Raw genomic sequence first — 16,701 nt, forward strand, 5'->3', positions numbered from 1 at the left:
ACGCCCCTCGTTCACGTCTCGTGGCGCACACGTCAACCAGGCGGGACTTACGTCCTTCCCGTGACGACCGAGACCCTTGACCCGCTGCCCGGACCGCCGTCCGGCAAACCGGCGGACCCGCCGCCCGACACGCCGCGACGGCTCCACGCCGACCCCGGCCTTCCCGACCGGGTCTTCCGCACCGTCGCCCGCACCGGCGGCGGCCTCGTCCTCGCGGTCATGCTCCTCGTCGGCGGCTTCCTGCTCCTGCGCGCCTGGCAGGCCCTCGACCGCGCCGGATTCTCCTTCCTCACCACCGAGAGCTGGGAGCCCGACGCCGGCCGCTTCGGCATCGCCGCCGTCCTCCTCGGCACCGTCCTCATCGCCCTCGTCGCGATCGTCGTCGCCGTCCCGCTCGCCACCGGCGCCGCGCTCTACATCTCCGAGTACGCCGCGCCCCGGCTGCGCCGCACCCTCGTCTCCACCGTCGACCTCATGGCCGCCGTGCCCTCCGTCGTCTACGGACTGTGGGGCGTCTTCTGGCTGGAGGAGTCGATCCTCCCGATCGCCCGCTGGATCTCCGCCTACCTGGGCTGGATCCCGTTCCTCCGGGTCGACGGCGCCGACCCGGACGACCCGCTCGCCCCGCCCACCGTCTACACCTCGTCCACCTTCGTCGCCGGCCTCGTCGTCGCGATGATGGTGGCGCCGATCATCTGCTCGATCATGCGCGAGGTCTTCTCCCAGGCGCCGGCCGGCGAACGCGAGGGCGCCTACGCGCTCGGCGCCACCCGCTGGGGCATGATCCGCAGCGTCGTCCTGCCCTTCGGCCGGGGCGGCATGATCGGCGGCACCATGCTCGGACTCGGCCGGGCCCTCGGCGAGACCATCGCCGTCTACATGGTCATCTCGCAGGTCTTCACCATCCAGTGGCACGTCCTGCAGACCGGCACGAGCTCGGTGTCCTCCCTCATCGCCCTGCGCTACGGCGAGGCCACCCCCTTCGGCATGTCCGCGCTCATGGCCGCAGGCTTCGCGCTCTTCGTCATGACCCTGATCGTCAACTTCGCCGCCTCGTCCATCGTCGCCCGCAGCCGCTCCGGCGCCACCAGCGACGCGTAGGGGGTGTCTTGTGGACCAGGCCGGGCTCGCGTGCCCTGGCACGCACGCTCGCCGCGTTGTCGTCAGTCGCCAACGTCCCCCGTGGCCCTTCGGGCACGGGAGGTATCCCCACCACGTCGACTCCCTCCTCCGCCTTGCGATCGCACGCACCAGGCCCCGCCTACTCGTCCAGCCTGGTCCACAAGACAGCCCCAAGGGGGACCCGAACCACATGACCATCGCCCCCGAGCGGCCACGGCTGAGCCCGTCCGCCGCACCCGCCCCGCCGCCCGGACCCGAGCGGCGGCGCTCCACCGGCAGCCTGCGCTCCACCGACGTGTACGCGGTGCTCGGCGCCGCGGCCGCCTCGCTCGCCCTCACCTGGCTGCTCTTCGCCCGCCTGCTGCCCTTCAGCGGCGCCGTCGGCTTCGTCCTCGTCGCGTACGCCCTCTTCCTCGGGCTCTACGCGCTCCTCGTCTCCTTCGACGAGGACGGGCCCGCCGTCCGCGACCGGATCGCCGGGGTCGTCGTGCGCAGCCTGGGGCTCGTGCTCCTCGCCGTCCTCGTCTTCGTCGTCGCCTTCACCCTGTGGGAGGGCCGCGAGGCCCTCGTCCACCTCAACTTCTTCACCGAGGACATGAGCCTCGCCGGCCCCCTCGAACCCCTCGACGTCGGCGGCATCCTGCACGCCGTCGTCGGCACCCTCGAACAGGTCGGCATCGCGCTCGCGCTCACCGTGCCCTCCGGGATCGTCTGCGCGGTCTTCCTCAACGAGGTGCCCGGCCCCTTCGCGCGCCTGGTCCGCACGATCGTCGAGGCCATGACGGCACTGCCGTCGATCGTCGCGGGCCTCTTCATCTACGCGACCGTCATCCTGGCCCTGGGCACGGAGCGGTCCGGCTTCGCCGCCTCGCTCGCCCTCTCCGTGATGATGCTCCCGATCATCATCCGCGCCGCCGACGTCGTCATCCGGCTCGTCCCCGGCACGCTGCGGGAGGCCTCGTACGCCATGGGGTCCTCGCGCTGGCGCACGGTCTGGCACGTCGTCCTGCCGACGGCCCGGTCCGGTCTGACCACCGCCGTCATCCTCGGCACCGCGCGCGGCGTGGGGGAGACCTCGCCCGTGCTGCTGACCGCCGGCTTCACCGCCGAGCTGAACGCGCTGCCGACCTCCGGCGCCCAGGTCTCCCTGCCGCTCGCCACCTTCGAGCTCGTCAAGTCACCCGAACCGAACATGATCGCCCGCGGCTTCGGCACCGCCGCCGTCCTCATGCTGCTCGTCCTGCTGCTCTTCGTCCTCGCCCGGATCGCGGGCGGCCGCGGCCCCGGGCAGCTGACGAAGCGCCAGGAGCGGCGCAGGGCCGAGGCGTCCCGGAAGGACGCGGCCCGGCAGGCCGCCGGACCCCGGAGCGCTGCCCGGCCGGGCCGATCCGTCCCCGCACCGTCGAGGAGTACGCCGTGAGACCCGTCCCCGCCACCCGCAGCCTCCTGGGGCTCGCCGCCGCCCTGTGCGCGCTGCTCGCCCTCCTCGCCCACCCGCCCGCCGCGCAGGCCGCCGGATACACCAAGATCACCGGATCCGGCTCGACCTGGAGCTCCAACGCCGTCGAGCAGTGGCGCCGCAACATCGGCGCCAACATCGGACTGACCGTCAACTTCAACGCCAACGGCTCCTCCCAGGGCCGCGAGCAGTTCAAGAACGGCACCGTCGACTTCGCCGTCTCCGAGATCCCGTACGGCCTCAAGGACGGCAACGCCACCGACGTACCGCCGCGCCGCGGCTACGCGTACATGCCGATCGTCGCGGGCGGCACCGCCTTCATGTACAACCTCCGGATAGGCGGCCGGCAGGTCACCAACCTGCGCCTCTCCGGCCCCGTCCTGGCCCGCGTCTTCACCGGGCAGCTGACCATGTGGAACGCGCCCGAGATCAAGGCCGACAACCCCGGCCTCACCCTCCCGGCCCGCCGCATCGTGCCCGTCGTGCGCTCCGACGGCTCGGGCACCACCGCCCAGTTCACCACCTGGCTCGCCAAGGAGCACGGCGGCGTCTGGGACGACTACTGCCGGCGCGCGGGCCGGCAGACGCCCTGCGGCATGACCTCCTACTTCCCCGTCGCGCCCGGGGCCACGGCCGTCGCCAAGTCCGGCTCGCTCGGTGTCTCCGCGCACGTCCGCCAGCCGCAGGGCGAGGGCGCCATCACCTACGTCGAGTACTCGTACGCGGTGAACGCCCACTTCCCGGTCGCCAAGATCCTCAACTCCGCCGGGTACTACGTCGAGCCGACCGCCTCCAGCGTCGCCGTCGCCCTGCTCGACGCCAAGATCAACGACGACAGGAACTCGACCGACTACCTGACCCAGATCCTCGACGGCGTCTACCGGTCGAGGGACTCGCGCAGCTACCCGCTCTCCAGCTACAGCTACATGGTCGTCCCCACCACGGAGACCGCCCCGCACACCAAGGAGAAGGGCCGCTCGCTCGGCACCTTCGCCCGCTACTTCCTCTGCGAGGGCCAGCAGCAGGCCGAGGAGCTCGGCTACTCGCCGCTGCCGAGGAACCTCGTCCAGGCCGGCTTCGAACAGGTCCGCCGGATACCCGGGGCGCCCACCGGCGCCGTCGACCTCTCCGACTGCCGCAACCCCACCTTCTCGGCGGACGGCACCAACACCCTCGCGAAGAACGCGCCGAGGCCGAAGGACTGCGACAGGCGCGGGGCGACCCAGTGTGCCGACGGCACGGGCGGCGCGCGCGGCACGGCCACGCCGGTGAACAACGGCGGGCCGAGCGGGGGAGGGAGCGGCGGCGGCACGGCCACGGGCGGTTCCGGGTCCGGCTCCGGGTCCTCGACGGGCGGCTCCGGTACGGGGCCGGGCTCCGGCTCCGCGACCGGCGGTACGGGCTCCGGCACCGGCTCCACCGGCGGCAGCGGTACGGGTCCGGGGTCCGGCTCCTCCACCGGGGGAGGTACGGGCTCGGGTTCCGCCACCGGCGGGGGCGGTACGGGTTCGGGCGGCGGGTCCGGGTCCGGCTCCGGATCCGGCTCCGCGACCGGCGGGACCGGTGGGCCCGGCGGGACCGGGGGGACCGGCGGCGCCGCCGTCGACCCCGACACCGGCGAGCTCCTCACCGGGTCGGCGGACGGCGGCGGCGCCACGGGCGGCGGCGGCACGGGCACCGGACAGGACTCCGGCGGCGGCATGATCGTCGGCACCCCGGTCACCCTCGCCGCCGACACGGGCGCCGGACTGCGCGGGCTGCTGATGGCCCTCTCCGCCGTCCTGCTGCTCGCCACGGTCATCGCACCCCCGCTCGTCGGCCGCGCCCTCGCGGCCCGCGCCCGGCGCGACGGAGGCACCCGATGAGGAACGCCACCCGACGGCGTACCGCCGGACTCGGCGCCCTCCTCGCCGCCGTCGTGCTCGCTCTGGTCCCGCTGCCGCGGGACACCGTCGCGGTCGCCGCCGAGACGGAGGACTCGGCGGTGACCAAGCGCGGCACGGCAGGCCCGTACGACGACTTCTCGGACCTGGAGGTGACCGTCCACCAGACGAGGAACCTGCGGGCGCAGGGCCTGAGGGTGAGCTGGAAGGGCGGCAAGCCGACGCAGGGGACCGCCACGGACTACCTCCAGGTCATGCAGTGCTGGGGCGACGACCCGGCGGGGCCGAAGCGGGAGCAGTGCCAGTTCGGTTCCGCCGCGACCGGCACGGGCAACTACGGCACGCACATCACCAGGCGGGAGCTCGTGGTCGGCACCGACCCGCTGGAGAAGGAGTACGACGAGCTGATCCCGGATCCGGAGTACCCGGGTCAGATGACCAGCCCGTTCATTCCCTTCACGCCGGTCTCGGGTCCCCCGACGACCAAGTCCGTCGACTGGACGTACTTCAGTCCCCACGACACCAACGAGGAGTTCTTCCTCAGGACCCAGCCCGACGGCACGGGCGAGGCGGCCGTCCACCTCCAGTCCACCAGGGAGGCCCCGCACCTCGGCTGTGGCGACCCCGTCGGCACGGGCGCGCACGTGCGCGGCCGGAGCTGCTGGCTCGTCGTCGTGCCCCGCGGCTCCCACGAGCCGGACGGTTCGACCGGCAACAACCAGCGCCCGCAGACCTCGCCGTTCTCCACGACCAACTGGAACCAGCGGATCGTCTTCCCGCTCGACTTCCTGCCGGTGCGCGAGGCCTGCCCGACCGACAAGGCCGAGCGTCGCATGACCGGCTCCGAGCTCGTCACGGACGCGATCACCTCCTGGCAGTCGGCGCTCTGCGCGGAGGGTGCGACGCGCTTCACCTTCACCCAGCGCGGCGAGGACATGGCCCGCGGCAGCCTGCTGAACCCGACCTCCACCTCGCCCGGCCTCGCCTTCACCGTCGAGCCGGTGGAGGGCGGGGAGAAGGCGGGCTTCGTCCACGCGCCGGTCGCCGTCAACGCGCTCACCGTGGGGCTCTACTGGGAGGCGGACCGGATCGGCCTCGTCAAGGACCTGAAGCTCAGCGCCCGGCTGCTGGCGAAGCTGCTCACGTACTCGTATCCGTACGACATCAGGCTCCTCAGCAACACCGCCCCGTCGCCGGACCACGTGAAGGACAATCCGCAGTCCATCGTCCGGGATCCCGAGTTCCTGAAGCTCAATCCGGATTTCGAGCGGTTCCAGCAGTCGGTCATGAGCTATCCCGGCGGAATTCTGCTCTCCGCCGAACGCTCGGACACCACGAGGGTCGTCTGGAACTATCTGCGGGCCGACAAGGAGGCGCGCGCCTTCCTCGAAGGAAATCCTGATCCCTGGGGAATGAGGATCAATCCCTACTTCAAGGACCTGCGGCTCGTCACCGACGGTTCCGACGAATTCCCGAAGGCCGATCCCACCGAGACGGAACTCGCCGTCCTCGACGCGAAGATCCGGTACGGGGTCACCGAGCGCTCCCCTTACGCGATCGACATGCACGACGCCGCCCGCTGGGTGCGGCGAGGCACCAACAACGCCAAGGACCAGGCCGCGACGGACCACCTGACCGGCGGGCTGAAACTCGTCGGCGGCGACGTCTCCCCCGGCAGCCGCCGCGCCTACGGCATCACCGACGCGGCCTCGGCGTCCCGCTACCAGCTCCAGGTCGCCGCCCTGCCGAACGCCGACGGCACGTACGTCCGGCCCACGGCCTCGTCCATGCTCAAGGCCGTTGACCAGTTCAAGGACTCGGCCGTGCCCGGCGTCCTCGCGCCCGACCCGGCGCGGGCCGGGAAGGGCGCCTATCCGCTGACGGTGGTGACCTACGCCGCCGCCTCCACCGGCCTTCCGGCGGACGCGCGCAGGGACTACGCGCGCGTGCTGCGGTACGCGGCCGGGGCGGGGCAGAAGCAGGGCACCGCCCCCGGTGAGCTGCCCTTCGGCTACGCCCCGATGCCCGCGAAGCTGAAGGCCCAGGCCGCCGCCGCGGCCGGCCGCCTGGAGCGCGGAGCCCCGGCGGGACCGGGCGCCACGACCGGAGGTGCGGGCTCCGGCTCGGGTTCCGGCTCCGGTTCAGGCGGCGGAACGGGCGCAGGGTCCGGTGCGGTGTCCGGCGGGACGACGGGCTCGGGCTCCGGCTCGGGCTCGGGCTCCGGGCCGGGCGGCACGGCGGGCGCCTCGGGCTCGGCCTCCGGCGCCGGATCCGACTCGGGCTCGGGCGGAGGGGGCGCGAGCGGCGGTGCGGACACGAGCGCGCCCGCCACCACCCCGCCGTCCTCCGCGGCGCCCGCGCCGACCTCCGGCGGGGGCGGGAACGGCTCCGGGGGAGCCCCGGGGGAGAAGCTCGCCGATACCGGCAGCACCCCGTCCCAGGTCCTCGGCGTCATCCGCTGGGTCCTCCTGGCGGTCCTTCTGGTCGGCGGGATCGCCGGTCTCGCGGGACCGGTCGTCCTGGGGTTCGCCGGCCGCCGTCGAATTCCCTTGGATTCACCTAGGACAGGAATTCGTCACCTGAAGAGCGACTGAACGTGGTGGTTCACCGAACCGCCCGTACGGAATTGTTGTTCCCGGCCGGTCGACGGGTCGGCCGGGAAAAGAATCCGGATTTTCTTGTACGTCCATTCCATGACATCCGTTTCCACGGAGGAGATCAGAAGTGAACGTCAAGTCCCGCGCTCGTATCGGTGCCGCCCTCGGTGTGGCCGCCCTCGGTCTCGGCGTCGCCCTCGCCCCGGCCGCCCAGGCCGACCCCAACCCGGTCACCCAGTACCGCATCCTGGCCGGTACCGGCTCCGACACGACCCAGGACGTCACGAACGGCCTCGGCAACGTCGTCGTCAACGCCGTCAACCAGAAGATCATCGCCTCCTGGGACGCCACCGGCACCGCGACCATCAAGACCAAGTCGGCCGGCTGTGTGATCAACCGGCCCAACGGCTCCTCGGCCGGCATCGACGCCCTGCGCAACGCCGTGGACACCAACTCCGGCTGCCTCGACTTCGCCCGCTCCTCGCGCGGCCCGGCCGACCTCAGCACCACGGACCTGACCTGGATCCCCTTCGCCAAGGACGCGGTGTCCTGGGTGAAGCGCTCCGACAGCGCCCTGCCGTCGAACCTGACGGTGGCCCAGCTGAAGGGCATCTACGAGTGCACCACCACGTCCCTCAACGGCGTGGCGCTCACCCCGATCCTGCCGCAGGCCAACTCCGGCACCCGCCAGTTCTTCCTCTCCTCCATCGGCGTGACGGCGCCGGGCGCCTGCGTCCAGCAGGGTGTCCAGGAGAACGACGGCACCGTCCTCGACACGGCCGGTGACATCGCCCCGTACTCCGTCGCCCAGTACACGGCGCAGGAGAAGGGTGTCGTCACGGACCGCCGCGGCGCCGCCGTGCTCGGCTCCGTCGGCACCGTCGCGCCCCGCAACGCCGACAAGACGCTGAACCTGTCCTTCCCCTTCACCCGTGACGTCTACAACGTCGTCCCGACCGCCAAGCTGACGAACGCGACGACCGCCTCCACCTTCGTCGGTTCCTCCTCCAAGGTCTGCGCCGCCGGCACCGTGATCGCCAACTACGGCTTCGGCACCCTCGGCACCGCCTGCGGCGCCACGACCCTCAAGGGCGAGCGCTGATCAGCACGTTCCTGTAACCGCGCGACGGCCGGGCACCCCAGGGTGCCCGGCCCCACGGCGTACCCGTTCGCGCACCCGCACCCGCACCCGTACGCGAACCGCCATCCCGATCCCCATTCCCGACCTACTCCCGGGGGACCCCGCATGAACCGCCCCGTACCACTCCGCTCACCCGTCGCGCTGCTCACGGCGCTCGCCCTCGTCTGCGGCGCCCTCGCCGTCGTCCTCGCGCTGGCCGCCCCCGCCAAGGCCGTCACGGTGCACGGGAGCTTCACGCTCCAGGGCGGCTCGGGCTCCACCACGTCCCGGCCCCTCGCCGCCACCGTCACCACGACCGCCGCGTGCCCCGCGCCCGCCGACCCCGCCAAGCCGTACGTGAGGACGGTGCTCGCCGTCGTCAACCCCGACAGCCGCGACATGGCCCTGAACATAGGCAGCACCGTCGCCGGAGAACCCCTGAGCGGCGGGCCGTTCACCCGGTCCTTCGACGCCGACACCAGCTTCGAGTCGCTCAAGGACCGGCTCCTCGAGTACCGCCCCGGCGGTCCGGTCGACGGCCGTTACGAGCTCCGCCTCTACTGCCGGACCGCCGTCGGAGCGGAAACGGAGGAGTACTTCTCCACGATGATCGAGGTCACGGGAGACACCTGGGCCCCGATCGCACAGAAGGCCACGATCATCGATCTCGCCTTCGACCCCGCACGGCCCGTGATCGGCGGCCAGGTCAAGCTCGTCGCGACCCTGCAGCCCAAGGACGCCGTCGGCTCGGTGAGCTTCCAGAAGTACGTGAACGACGAGTTCGTCGACATCGCCACCGTCGAGGTCGCCGCCGGAAAGGCCGAGACCACCCTCACCGGCCTCACGGCGGCCGATGACGGCCTGACCCTGGTCGCCGCGTTCACCCCCGCCGACCCCGAGGCCCACCTCGCCACCTTCGTCGCCGTCGACCTGGACGTGGCCGAGCCCACCACCACCCCGACCCCCACGCGCACCGGCACGCCGACCCCGACCGGCACCGGCACGCCCACCGGCACGGCGACCCCGACCGACGACCCCACCGGCACCGGCACGCCCACGCCGACGGACACCCCGAGCGAGACGCCCAGCGAGACCCCGAGCGAAACGCCGAGCGGCACCGCGAGCCCGACCGGTACCGGCACCGGTACGCCGTCACCGACGGGCAGCGCCGGCGGTGACACGGGGGGCTCCTCCGGCGACGGCACGTCCGGCGGTTCCCTCACCGGCGGCGGCTCCGACTCCGGCGGCTCCGGCACGAGCGGCGGCACGGGCTCCACCGGCGGGTCCGGCTCCTCCGGCTCCGGCACCACCACCAACGGCGGCAACGGCTCCCTCGCCGCCACCGGTGCCTCCGCCGCCTCCGCCGCCCTCGGCTCGCTCGCGCTCTGCCTGCTCGGCGCCGCGGCCGTCCTCCAGAACCGCCGCCGCAAGGCGAAGGCCCCGCGCCCGTGACCACCGCGACGCCACCCGCGGCCGCCCCCCGAGCCGGGCTCGCCCTGGCCGGGGCGGCGCTGTGCGTCCTCGCCGCGCTCCTCATCGGCTTCGCCGCCAACCTGACCGTGGTCGGCCACCTCCAGCACGCCCGCGACCAGTCCACCGCCTACGACGACCTGCGCGAGCAACTCGCCCTCGGCACCGCACCCGTGGGCCAGTCGACGTACGACGGCAAGCCCCTCGCCCTCGGCGCCCCGGTCGCCCTCCTCCGTATCCCCGCGCTCGGGATCCGCGAGGTCGTCGCCGAGGGCACCACCTCCGGCGTCCTCATGTCCGGGCCCGGCCACCGCCGGGACACCGCCCTGCCCGGCCAGGCCGGGGCCAGCGTGATCATGGGACGCCACTGGGGGTACGGCAGCCCGTTCAACGACGTCCACCGCCTGCCGGCCGGCGCCCGCGTCGAGGTGACGACCGGTCAGGGCAAGGCCGTGTACGAGGTGACGGCGATCCGCCGCCCCGGCGACCCGAACCCCGCCCCCCTCGGCGCGGGGGAAGGACGGCTCACGCTGATGACGGCGAGCGGCGGCGCGTACACCCCCGAGGACGTGCTCCGGGTCGACGCCCGGCTGATCGGTGACGCGCAGCCCAGCCCCGCCCGGCCGCTGCGCCCCGGCTGGATCACCGCCGCCGAGAAGCCGCTCGCGGGCGAGTCCGACGTCTGGCCCGGGATCTTCCTCGGCGTCCAGGCGCTGCTCGCCGCCGCGCTCCTCACCGTCCTCGCCCGCCGCCGCTGGGGCATCCGGCAGACCTGGGTCGTCGCCGTCCCGGTCCTCGTCGCCCTCGGGGTCCTCGTCTCCGGGCAGCTGACCCGGCTCCTCCCCAACCTCCTCTGACCGCAAGGGAGTCACCGCCCGTGACCGATCTCGCCGACACCGTCACCCTGCCGCCCGTGCCGTCCGGGCCGCCTGGGCCGTCCGGGCCGCCTGGGCCGTCCGGGCCCGGAGAGGCGCCGGTCCCGTCCCGCGCCGCCGCGCTCGAAGCCGACGCCGTGTCCGCCTGGTTCGGCGACCGCAAGGTCCTCGACCGGGTCTCGCTCGCCATGCCCGCCCGCGAGGTCACCGCCCTCATCGGCCCCTCCGGCTGCGGCAAGTCCACCTTCCTGCGCATCCTCAACCGCATGCACGAACTCACCGGCACCGCGTCGCTCGCCGGCCGGGTCCTCCTCGACGGCTCCGACATCTACGACCGGGGCCGCCGCATCACGCACGCCCGCCGCGAGATCGGCATGGTCTTCCAGAAGCCCAACCCGTTCCCCGCGATGTCCCTGTACGAGAACGTCCTCGCCGGTCTCAAGCTGGGCGGCATCCGGGCGGGCAAGGAAGCGAAGGACGACCTCGTCGAGGAGTGCCTGACCCGGGCCGGGCTCTGGAACGAGGTCAGGGACCGGCTGCGGCAGCCCGGCGGGGCGCTCTCCGGCGGCCAGCAGCAGCGCCTCTGCATCGCGCGCTCGCTCGCCGTCCGCCCCCGCGTCCTCCTCATGGACGAGCCCTGCTCGGCGCTCGACCCGACCTCCACCCGGCGCGTCGAGGAGACCATCGCCGAACTGAAGGCGGAGGTCACCGTCGTGATCGTCACCCACAACATGCAGCAGGCGGCCCGGGTCTCCGACTCCTGCGCGTTCTTCCTCGCCGAGCAGGGCACCCCCGGCGTGATCGTCGAGCACGGCCCGACGGAGACGATGTTCGGCTCCCCGCGGGACCCGCGGACCGCCGACTACGTCAACGGCCGCTTCGGCTGACACCCGGGGAGCCCGGCGATTTCACCCGGACGGACGAAAGGGCCGGTACGGAATCCCTTCCGTACCGGCCCCGCGACGCACGCCCCGGGGTCAGAGCCCCGCGGCCGCGCTCAGGTCCCGCTTGATCGCGGCCAGCAGCTCCGCGCCCTTCGCGCGCGCCGGCGCGAGGCCGCGCGCGTCGGCGACGGGGACGACGACCTCCAGGTAGCACTTGAGCTTGGGCTCGGTGCCGCTCGGGCGGACGATCACCCGGGCCTTGTAGTCGCCCTCCAGGTGGTAGCGCAGCCCGTCCGTCGGCGGCAGCGACTCCGTGCCCTTGGTCAGGTCCTCCGCCGAGACGACGGTCAGACCGGCGAGGGACACCGGCGGGCGCTCGCGGAGCGCGGCCATCGCGTTCGCGATGACCGACAGGTCCTCGACCCGCACCGAGAGCTGGTCGGTGGCGTGCAGCCCGTGGGCCACCGCCAGGTCGTCGAGCAGGTCCAGGAGCGTGCGGTCCTGCTCCTTGAGGACCGAGGCCAGCTCGGCGACGAGCAGCGCCGCCGTGATGCCGTCCTTGTCGCGGACGCCCTCCGGGTCGACGCAGTAGCCGAGCGCCTCCTCGTAGCCGTACCGCAGCCCCTCGACGCGGGCGATCCACTTGAAGCCGGTCAGCGTCTCCTCGTACCCGACCCCGGCCGCCTCGGCGATCCGGCCCAGGAGGGAGGACGACACGATCGACTCGGCGAACACGCCGGTCGCGCCCTTGTGCACCAGGTGCGCGGCGAGCAGCGCGCCCACCTCGTCGCCGCGGAGCATCCGCCAGCCGCCCTCGACGGAGGCGTCCGGCACGGCCACCGCGCACCGGTCGGCGTCCGGGTCGTTGGCGATGACGAGGTCGGGGTCCACGGCCCGGGCCGCCTCGAAGGCGAGGTCCATGGCCCCCGGCTCCTCCGGGTTGGGGAAGGCGACCGTCGGGAACGCCGGGTCGGGCTCGGCCTGCGCGGCGACGAGCGCGGGCGGCGGGAAGCCGGCACGGCCGAAGGCGGCCGTCAGGACGTCCTTGCCGACGCCGTGCATGGCCGTGTAGACGGTCCGCGCGGTCCGGGGGGACCCGGGCGTCAGGACGGCGTCCGTACGCGCCAGGTAGGCCTCCAGGACCTCGTCGCCGAGGGTCTCCCAGCCGGCCTCCGGGCGGGGCACGTCCGCGAGGGAGCGCACCGCGTCGATCTCGGCGGCGATCTCCGCGTCCGCGGGCGGCACGATCTGCGAGCCGTCGCCCAGGTAGACCTTGTAGCCGTTGTCGCGCGGCGGGTTGTGGCTCGCGGTCACCTCGACACCGGCGACGGCGCCCAGATGCCTTATGGCGTACGCGAGGACGGGCGTCGGCAGCGGGCGGGGGAGCACGGCCGCGCGGAGTCCGGCACCGATCATCACGGCGGCGGTGTCGCGGGCGAAGTCGGCGGACTTGTAGCGGGCGTCGTAGCCGATCACGACGAGGCCGCCCTGCTGGCCCTTGGCCTTGAGGTACGCGGCGAGGCCGGCGGCGGCGCGGATGACGACGGAACGGTTCATCCGCATGGGCCCGGCGCCCAGCTCACCACGGAGCCCGGCGGTGCCGAACTGGAGGGTGCCGGCGAAACGGGCGGCGAGCTCGGCGGTGTCACCGGCCTCGATGAGCTTCGCGAGCTCCTCGCGCGTCTCGGTGTCGGGGTCCTCGGCGAGCCAGGCCTGCGCCTTGGCGAGGAGGTCGTCCTGCGTCACGGTGTGCCTTTCGGGGAGTGCGGGGCGGGAGGGTGCGGGCGGTGGGTGTGCCGCTGCGCGGAGCCTTTCCCCACCCCGCCCCTTCCCGAACTGGGGGCAAGCCCCCAGACCCCCGTTGGGGGTCCCCCCACGCCCTTCGGGCGTTGGGGGACTGCGGCCGTGCCCTCAAACGTCGGGCGGGCTGAATCTCCGCCCGCTGGGCGGAAACTTCAGCCCCGGCGGCGTTCGAGGCGCGGGGTCCGGGGCGGAGCCCCGGTTACGGGAAGGGGCGGGGTGGGGAAGAAGCCCCGCGCAGCGGCCCCGCGACCATCAGATTCGGTCGAGGACCCGCGTCAGGAGCTCACCCATCCGCGCGGCGGAGTCCCGCCCGGCCTGGAGCACCTCCTCGTGGTTCAGCGGCTCGCCCGAGAGCCCCGCCGCCAGGTTCGTGACGAGCGAGATGCCCAGGACCTCGGCGCCGGCCTCGCGGGCCGCGATCGCCTCCAGGGTGGTGGACATGCCGACGAGGTCGCCGCCCATAACGCGGACCATGTTGATCTCGGCCGGGGTCTCGTAGTGCGGCCCGGGGAACTGGACGTAGACGCCCTCCTCCAGGGTCTCGTCGACCTCCTTGCACAGCGCGCGCAGCCGCGGCGAGTACAGGTCGGTGAGGTCCACGAAGTTCGCGCCGACGATCGGGGAGGCGGCCGTCAGGTTGATGTGGTCGCTGATCAGGACCGGCTGGCCGGGGCGCATGCCCTCGCGGAGGCCGCCGCAGCCGTTGGTCAGGACGATGGTCTTGCAGCCGGCGGCGACGGCGGTGCGCACGCCGTGGGCGACGGAGGCGACGCCCCGACCCTCGTAGAAGTGGGTGCGGCCGAGGAAGACCAGCGCGCGCTTCTCACCGATCTTGTACGAGCGGACCGTGCCGCCGTGGCCCTCGACGGCCGGCGGCGGGAAGCCGGGGAGCTCGGTCACCGGGAACTCGGCCTCGGGGGCGCCGAGCGCGTCGACGGCGGGGGCCCAGCCCGAGCCCATGACCAGGGCGACGTCGTGGTTCTCGACGCCGGTCAGCTCGCGCAGACGGGCGGCAGCGGCCTCGGCGGCCTCGTACGGGGTGGCAGTTGCGTTCACTGACTCTCTCGCCTCGGGGAGGGGGGGTCCGAGGGGAGCCCCGGACGGATTTGGTACGCGCAGAAGCGTAGCCGGAGAATTCCTACGCGCGTAGATGACGATGCTGACGGATGTGCGATCGTTGTCTTGTCGTTTCCGACGAACGGGGGAGTCGCCTGCCCCGGACGGATCAACAGGGACGCTTGCGCAACTCCATCACGTAGTCGTGCGGCGCGCCCGCCGACTCGGCCGCGTCCGCGACCTCGCCCAGGTACCGCGCGGACGGCAGCCCGCCCTCGTAGCCGTTGAGGACGTACACCCAGGCCGGCTCCTCGCCGTCGAGCGTGTCGACCCGGATCCGCATCCGCCGGTAGATGTCCAGGCCGACGCCCTCCCACCGGTCCATGGAGTCCTCGTCCATCGGAGCGATGTCGTACAGCGCCACGAAGACCTGTGAGCGGGGGGCCTCCACGATGGTGGCCAGCGCCCCCTCCCAGCCCATCTGCTCGCCGCCGAAGGTGAGCCGCCAGCCGTTCAGCCAGCCGGTGCCGCGCAGCGGGGAGTGCGGTGCGCGGCGGCTCATCAGCCGCGCGTCGAGGTTGCCGGCGAAAGCGGCGTAGAGCGACATGGGACCGAGAGTACGGGAGCGGGCGGGGTGTCCGCCGAACTCCCGGACTCCGCGGTGACGCCCGTGGGGAGCCCCGGCGCGAGGCCGCGCCGGGCGTGCGGGAGAATGGGGTACGCACTTGAAGCGTGCGGGACAATGGCGTACGCACTGCACCCCAGCGGGGGGACCCCCCGGCAGAACGAGACGCGAGGCGTAGATCCCAGTGACCCGGATCGTGATCATCGGTGGCGGACCCGGCGGATACGAGGCGGCCTTGGTGGGCGCCCAACTCGGCGCGGAGGTGACCGTCGTCGACTGCGACGGCCTCGGCGGCGCTTCCGTCCTGACCGACTGTGTTCCCTCGAAGACGCTGATCGCCACGGCGGAGGTGATGACCACCTTCGACTCCTCCTACGAGGAGCTCGGCATCATCGTCGCGGACGACACCCCGCACGTGGAGCAGGCCGCCCGCGTCGTCGGCGTGGACCTCGGCAAGGTCAACCGGCGGGTGAAGCGCCTCGCGCTCGCCCAGTCGCACGACATCACCGCCTCCGTCACCCGGGCGGGTGCCCGGGTGCTGCGCGGCCGCGGCCGGCTCTCCGGCCGGCAGGCCGTGGACGGCTCCCGCCAGGTGATCGTCACCGCCGCCGACGGCACGGAGGAGACGCTCACCGCGGACGCCGTGCTCATCGCGACCGGCGGCCACCCGCGCGAGGTGCCGGACGCCAAGCCGGACGGCGAGCGCATCCTGAACTGGACGCAGGTCTACGACCTCAAGGAGCTCCCCGAGGAGCTCATCGTGGTCGGTTCCGGCGTCACCGGCGCCGAGTTCGCCGGCGCCTACCAGGCGCTCGGCTCCCGGGTCACCCTCGTCTCCTCCCGTGACCGCGTCCTGCCCGGCGAGGACCCGGACGCGGCGGCGGTCCTGGAGGACGTCTTCCGGCGCCGCGGCATGAACGTCATGGCCCGCTCCCGCGCCGAGTCCGCCAAGCGGGTCGGCGACCGGGTCGAGGTCACCCTCGCGGACGGCCGGGTCATCTCCGGCACCCACTGCCTCATGGCCGTCGGCGCGATCCCGAACTCGGCCGGCATGGGTCTGGAGGAGGCCGGCGTCAAGCTGAAGGAGTCCGGTCACATCTGGACCGACAGGGTCTCCCGTACGAGCGCCCCCGGCATCTACGCGGCCGGTGACGTGACCGGTGTCTTCGCGCTCGCCTCGGTCGCCGCCATGCAGGGCCGCATCGCGATGTACCACTTCCTCGGGGACGCGGTGACGCCGCTCAACCTGAAGACGGTCTCCTCCAACGTCTTCACGGACCCCGAGATCGCCACCGTCGGCTACACGCAGGCCGATGTGGACGCGGGCAAGATCGACGCCAAGGTCGTCAAGCTGCCGCTGCTGCGCAACCCCCGCGCGAAGATGCAGGGCATCCGGGACGGCTTCGTCAAGATCTTCTGCCGCCCGGGCACCGGCATCGTGGTCGGCGGCTGCATCGTCGCCCCGAAGGCGAGCGAACTGATTCACCCGATCTCGATCGCGGTCGACAACAATCTGACCGTCGAACAGATCGCAAATGCTTTCACCGTGTACCCCTCCCTGTCGGGCTCGATCGCGGAAGTGGCACGGCAGTTGCACACCCGAAAGTCGGCGGGCGAGGCGTAACACCCCCGCCCCACCCCGCTCCGGGACCGCTCCCGCCTGCGGGAACGGTTCGCCGACTCGGACAACCCCCGGCAAGGCGGGGCATAGCCCGGGCATCGAGCGGATCAACGACGGGGTCTCCCATACCACTTGGAGGCCCCGTCCGTGCGCATCTTCTGCAATTCGGCGCATAGTGCTGAAAAG

Annotated in this window: 12 protein-coding genes; 9 read left to right on the forward strand and 3 right to left on the reverse strand. The window is 73.0% G+C overall.

The window, feature by feature from the left end; genetic code table 11:
• Positions 1-60: 60 nt before the first annotated feature.
• From pstC to ACFWWU_RS10625, 8 genes are all read left to right on the forward strand, one after another.
• On the forward strand, positions 61-1,101 hold the full coding sequence (gene pstC, locus ACFWWU_RS10590; RefSeq protein ID WP_384142015.1) for a phosphate ABC transporter permease subunit PstC: 1,041 nt from the start codon (positions 61-63) through the stop codon (positions 1,099-1,101).
• Positions 1,102-1,312: 211 nt separating this feature from the next.
• Positions 1,313-2,542, forward strand: coding sequence for a phosphate ABC transporter permease PstA (gene pstA, locus ACFWWU_RS10595; RefSeq protein ID WP_384142019.1), 1,230 nt, complete (start codon positions 1,313-1,315; stop codon positions 2,540-2,542).
• A complete protein-coding gene (gene pstS, locus ACFWWU_RS10600; protein ID WP_384142022.1) occupies positions 2,539-4,446 on the forward strand; it encodes a phosphate ABC transporter substrate-binding protein PstS in 1,908 nt (635 codons plus the stop codon). Before pstA ends, pstS begins: the two co-directional genes overlap by 4 nt.
• Positions 4,443-7,058 carry a hypothetical protein gene (locus tag ACFWWU_RS10605; RefSeq protein WP_384142025.1) on the forward strand — a complete coding sequence of 872 codons (2,616 nt, stop codon included), beginning with the start codon at positions 4,443-4,445 and terminating at the stop codon, positions 7,056-7,058. Before pstS ends, ACFWWU_RS10605 begins: the two co-directional genes overlap by 4 nt.
• A 130-nt stretch (positions 7,059-7,188) precedes the next feature.
• Complete coding sequence (locus ACFWWU_RS10610) at positions 7,189-8,163, forward strand: hypothetical protein (RefSeq protein WP_384142028.1); 975 nt, start codon at positions 7,189-7,191, stop codon at positions 8,161-8,163.
• A 144-nt stretch (positions 8,164-8,307) separates the two neighbouring features.
• Positions 8,308-9,633, forward strand: coding sequence for a hypothetical protein (locus tag ACFWWU_RS10615; protein ID WP_384142031.1), 1,326 nt, complete (start codon positions 8,308-8,310; stop codon positions 9,631-9,633).
• Positions 9,630-10,508, forward strand: a complete 879-nt coding sequence (locus tag ACFWWU_RS10620; RefSeq protein ID WP_384142034.1) for a sortase — start codon at positions 9,630-9,632, stop codon at positions 10,506-10,508. Before ACFWWU_RS10615 ends, ACFWWU_RS10620 begins: the two co-directional genes overlap by 4 nt.
• A 155-nt stretch (positions 10,509-10,663) precedes the next feature.
• Positions 10,664-11,413 carry a phosphate ABC transporter ATP-binding protein gene (locus ACFWWU_RS10625; RefSeq protein WP_329625593.1) on the forward strand — a complete coding sequence of 250 codons (750 nt, stop codon included), beginning with the start codon at positions 10,664-10,666 and terminating at the stop codon, positions 11,411-11,413.
• Positions 11,414-11,503: 90 nt separating this feature from the next.
• Here ACFWWU_RS10625 and ACFWWU_RS10630 read toward each other — a convergent pair whose 3' ends face one another.
• The 3 genes from ACFWWU_RS10630 to ACFWWU_RS10640 all read right to left on the reverse strand — a co-directional run bounded on the left by ACFWWU_RS10630 (position 11,504) and on the right by ACFWWU_RS10640 (position 14,876).
• Positions 11,504-13,156: a phospho-sugar mutase gene (locus tag ACFWWU_RS10630; RefSeq protein WP_384142037.1), complete on the reverse strand. Its 1,653-nt coding sequence runs from the start codon at positions 13,154-13,156 to the stop codon at positions 11,504-11,506.
• A 309-nt stretch (positions 13,157-13,465) separates the two neighbouring features.
• Positions 13,466-14,269, reverse strand: a complete 804-nt coding sequence (locus ACFWWU_RS10635) for a purine-nucleoside phosphorylase (RefSeq protein WP_384142040.1) — start codon at positions 14,267-14,269, stop codon at positions 13,466-13,468.
• A gap of 169 nt (positions 14,270-14,438) precedes the next feature.
• On the reverse strand, positions 14,439-14,876 hold the full coding sequence (locus tag ACFWWU_RS10640; protein WP_384142043.1) for a gamma-glutamylcyclotransferase: 438 nt from the start codon (positions 14,874-14,876) through the stop codon (positions 14,439-14,441).
• A 202-nt stretch (positions 14,877-15,078) separates the two neighbouring features.
• Between ACFWWU_RS10640 and ACFWWU_RS10645 the strand changes: the two genes are divergently transcribed.
• Positions 15,079-16,518 carry an NAD(P)H-quinone dehydrogenase gene (locus ACFWWU_RS10645; protein WP_384142046.1) on the forward strand — a complete coding sequence of 480 codons (1,440 nt, stop codon included), beginning with the start codon at positions 15,079-15,081 and terminating at the stop codon, positions 16,516-16,518.
• The last annotated feature ends 183 nt before the right edge of the window (positions 16,519-16,701 follow it).

This window comes from Streptomyces sp. NPDC058650, assembly GCF_042717315.1.
Lineage (GTDB): Bacteria > Actinomycetota > Actinomycetes > Streptomycetales > Streptomycetaceae > Streptomyces.

Bases quoted from the DNA above. Each gene is read 5' to 3' on its own strand.
- pstA (WP_384142019.1), top strand. From the start codon at position 1,313: ATGACCATCGCCCCCGAGCGGCCACGGCTGAGCCCGTCCGCCGCACCC.
- ACFWWU_RS10605 (WP_384142025.1), top strand. From the start codon at position 4,443: ATGAGGAACGCCACCCGACGGCGTACCGCCGGACTCGGCGCCCTCCTC.
- ACFWWU_RS10615 (WP_384142031.1), top strand. From the start codon at position 8,308: ATGAACCGCCCCGTACCACTCCGCTCACCCGTCGCGCTGCTCACGGCG.
- ACFWWU_RS10640 (WP_384142043.1), bottom strand. From the start codon at position 14,876: ATGTCGCTCTACGCCGCTTTCGCCGGCAACCTCGACGCGCGGCTGATG.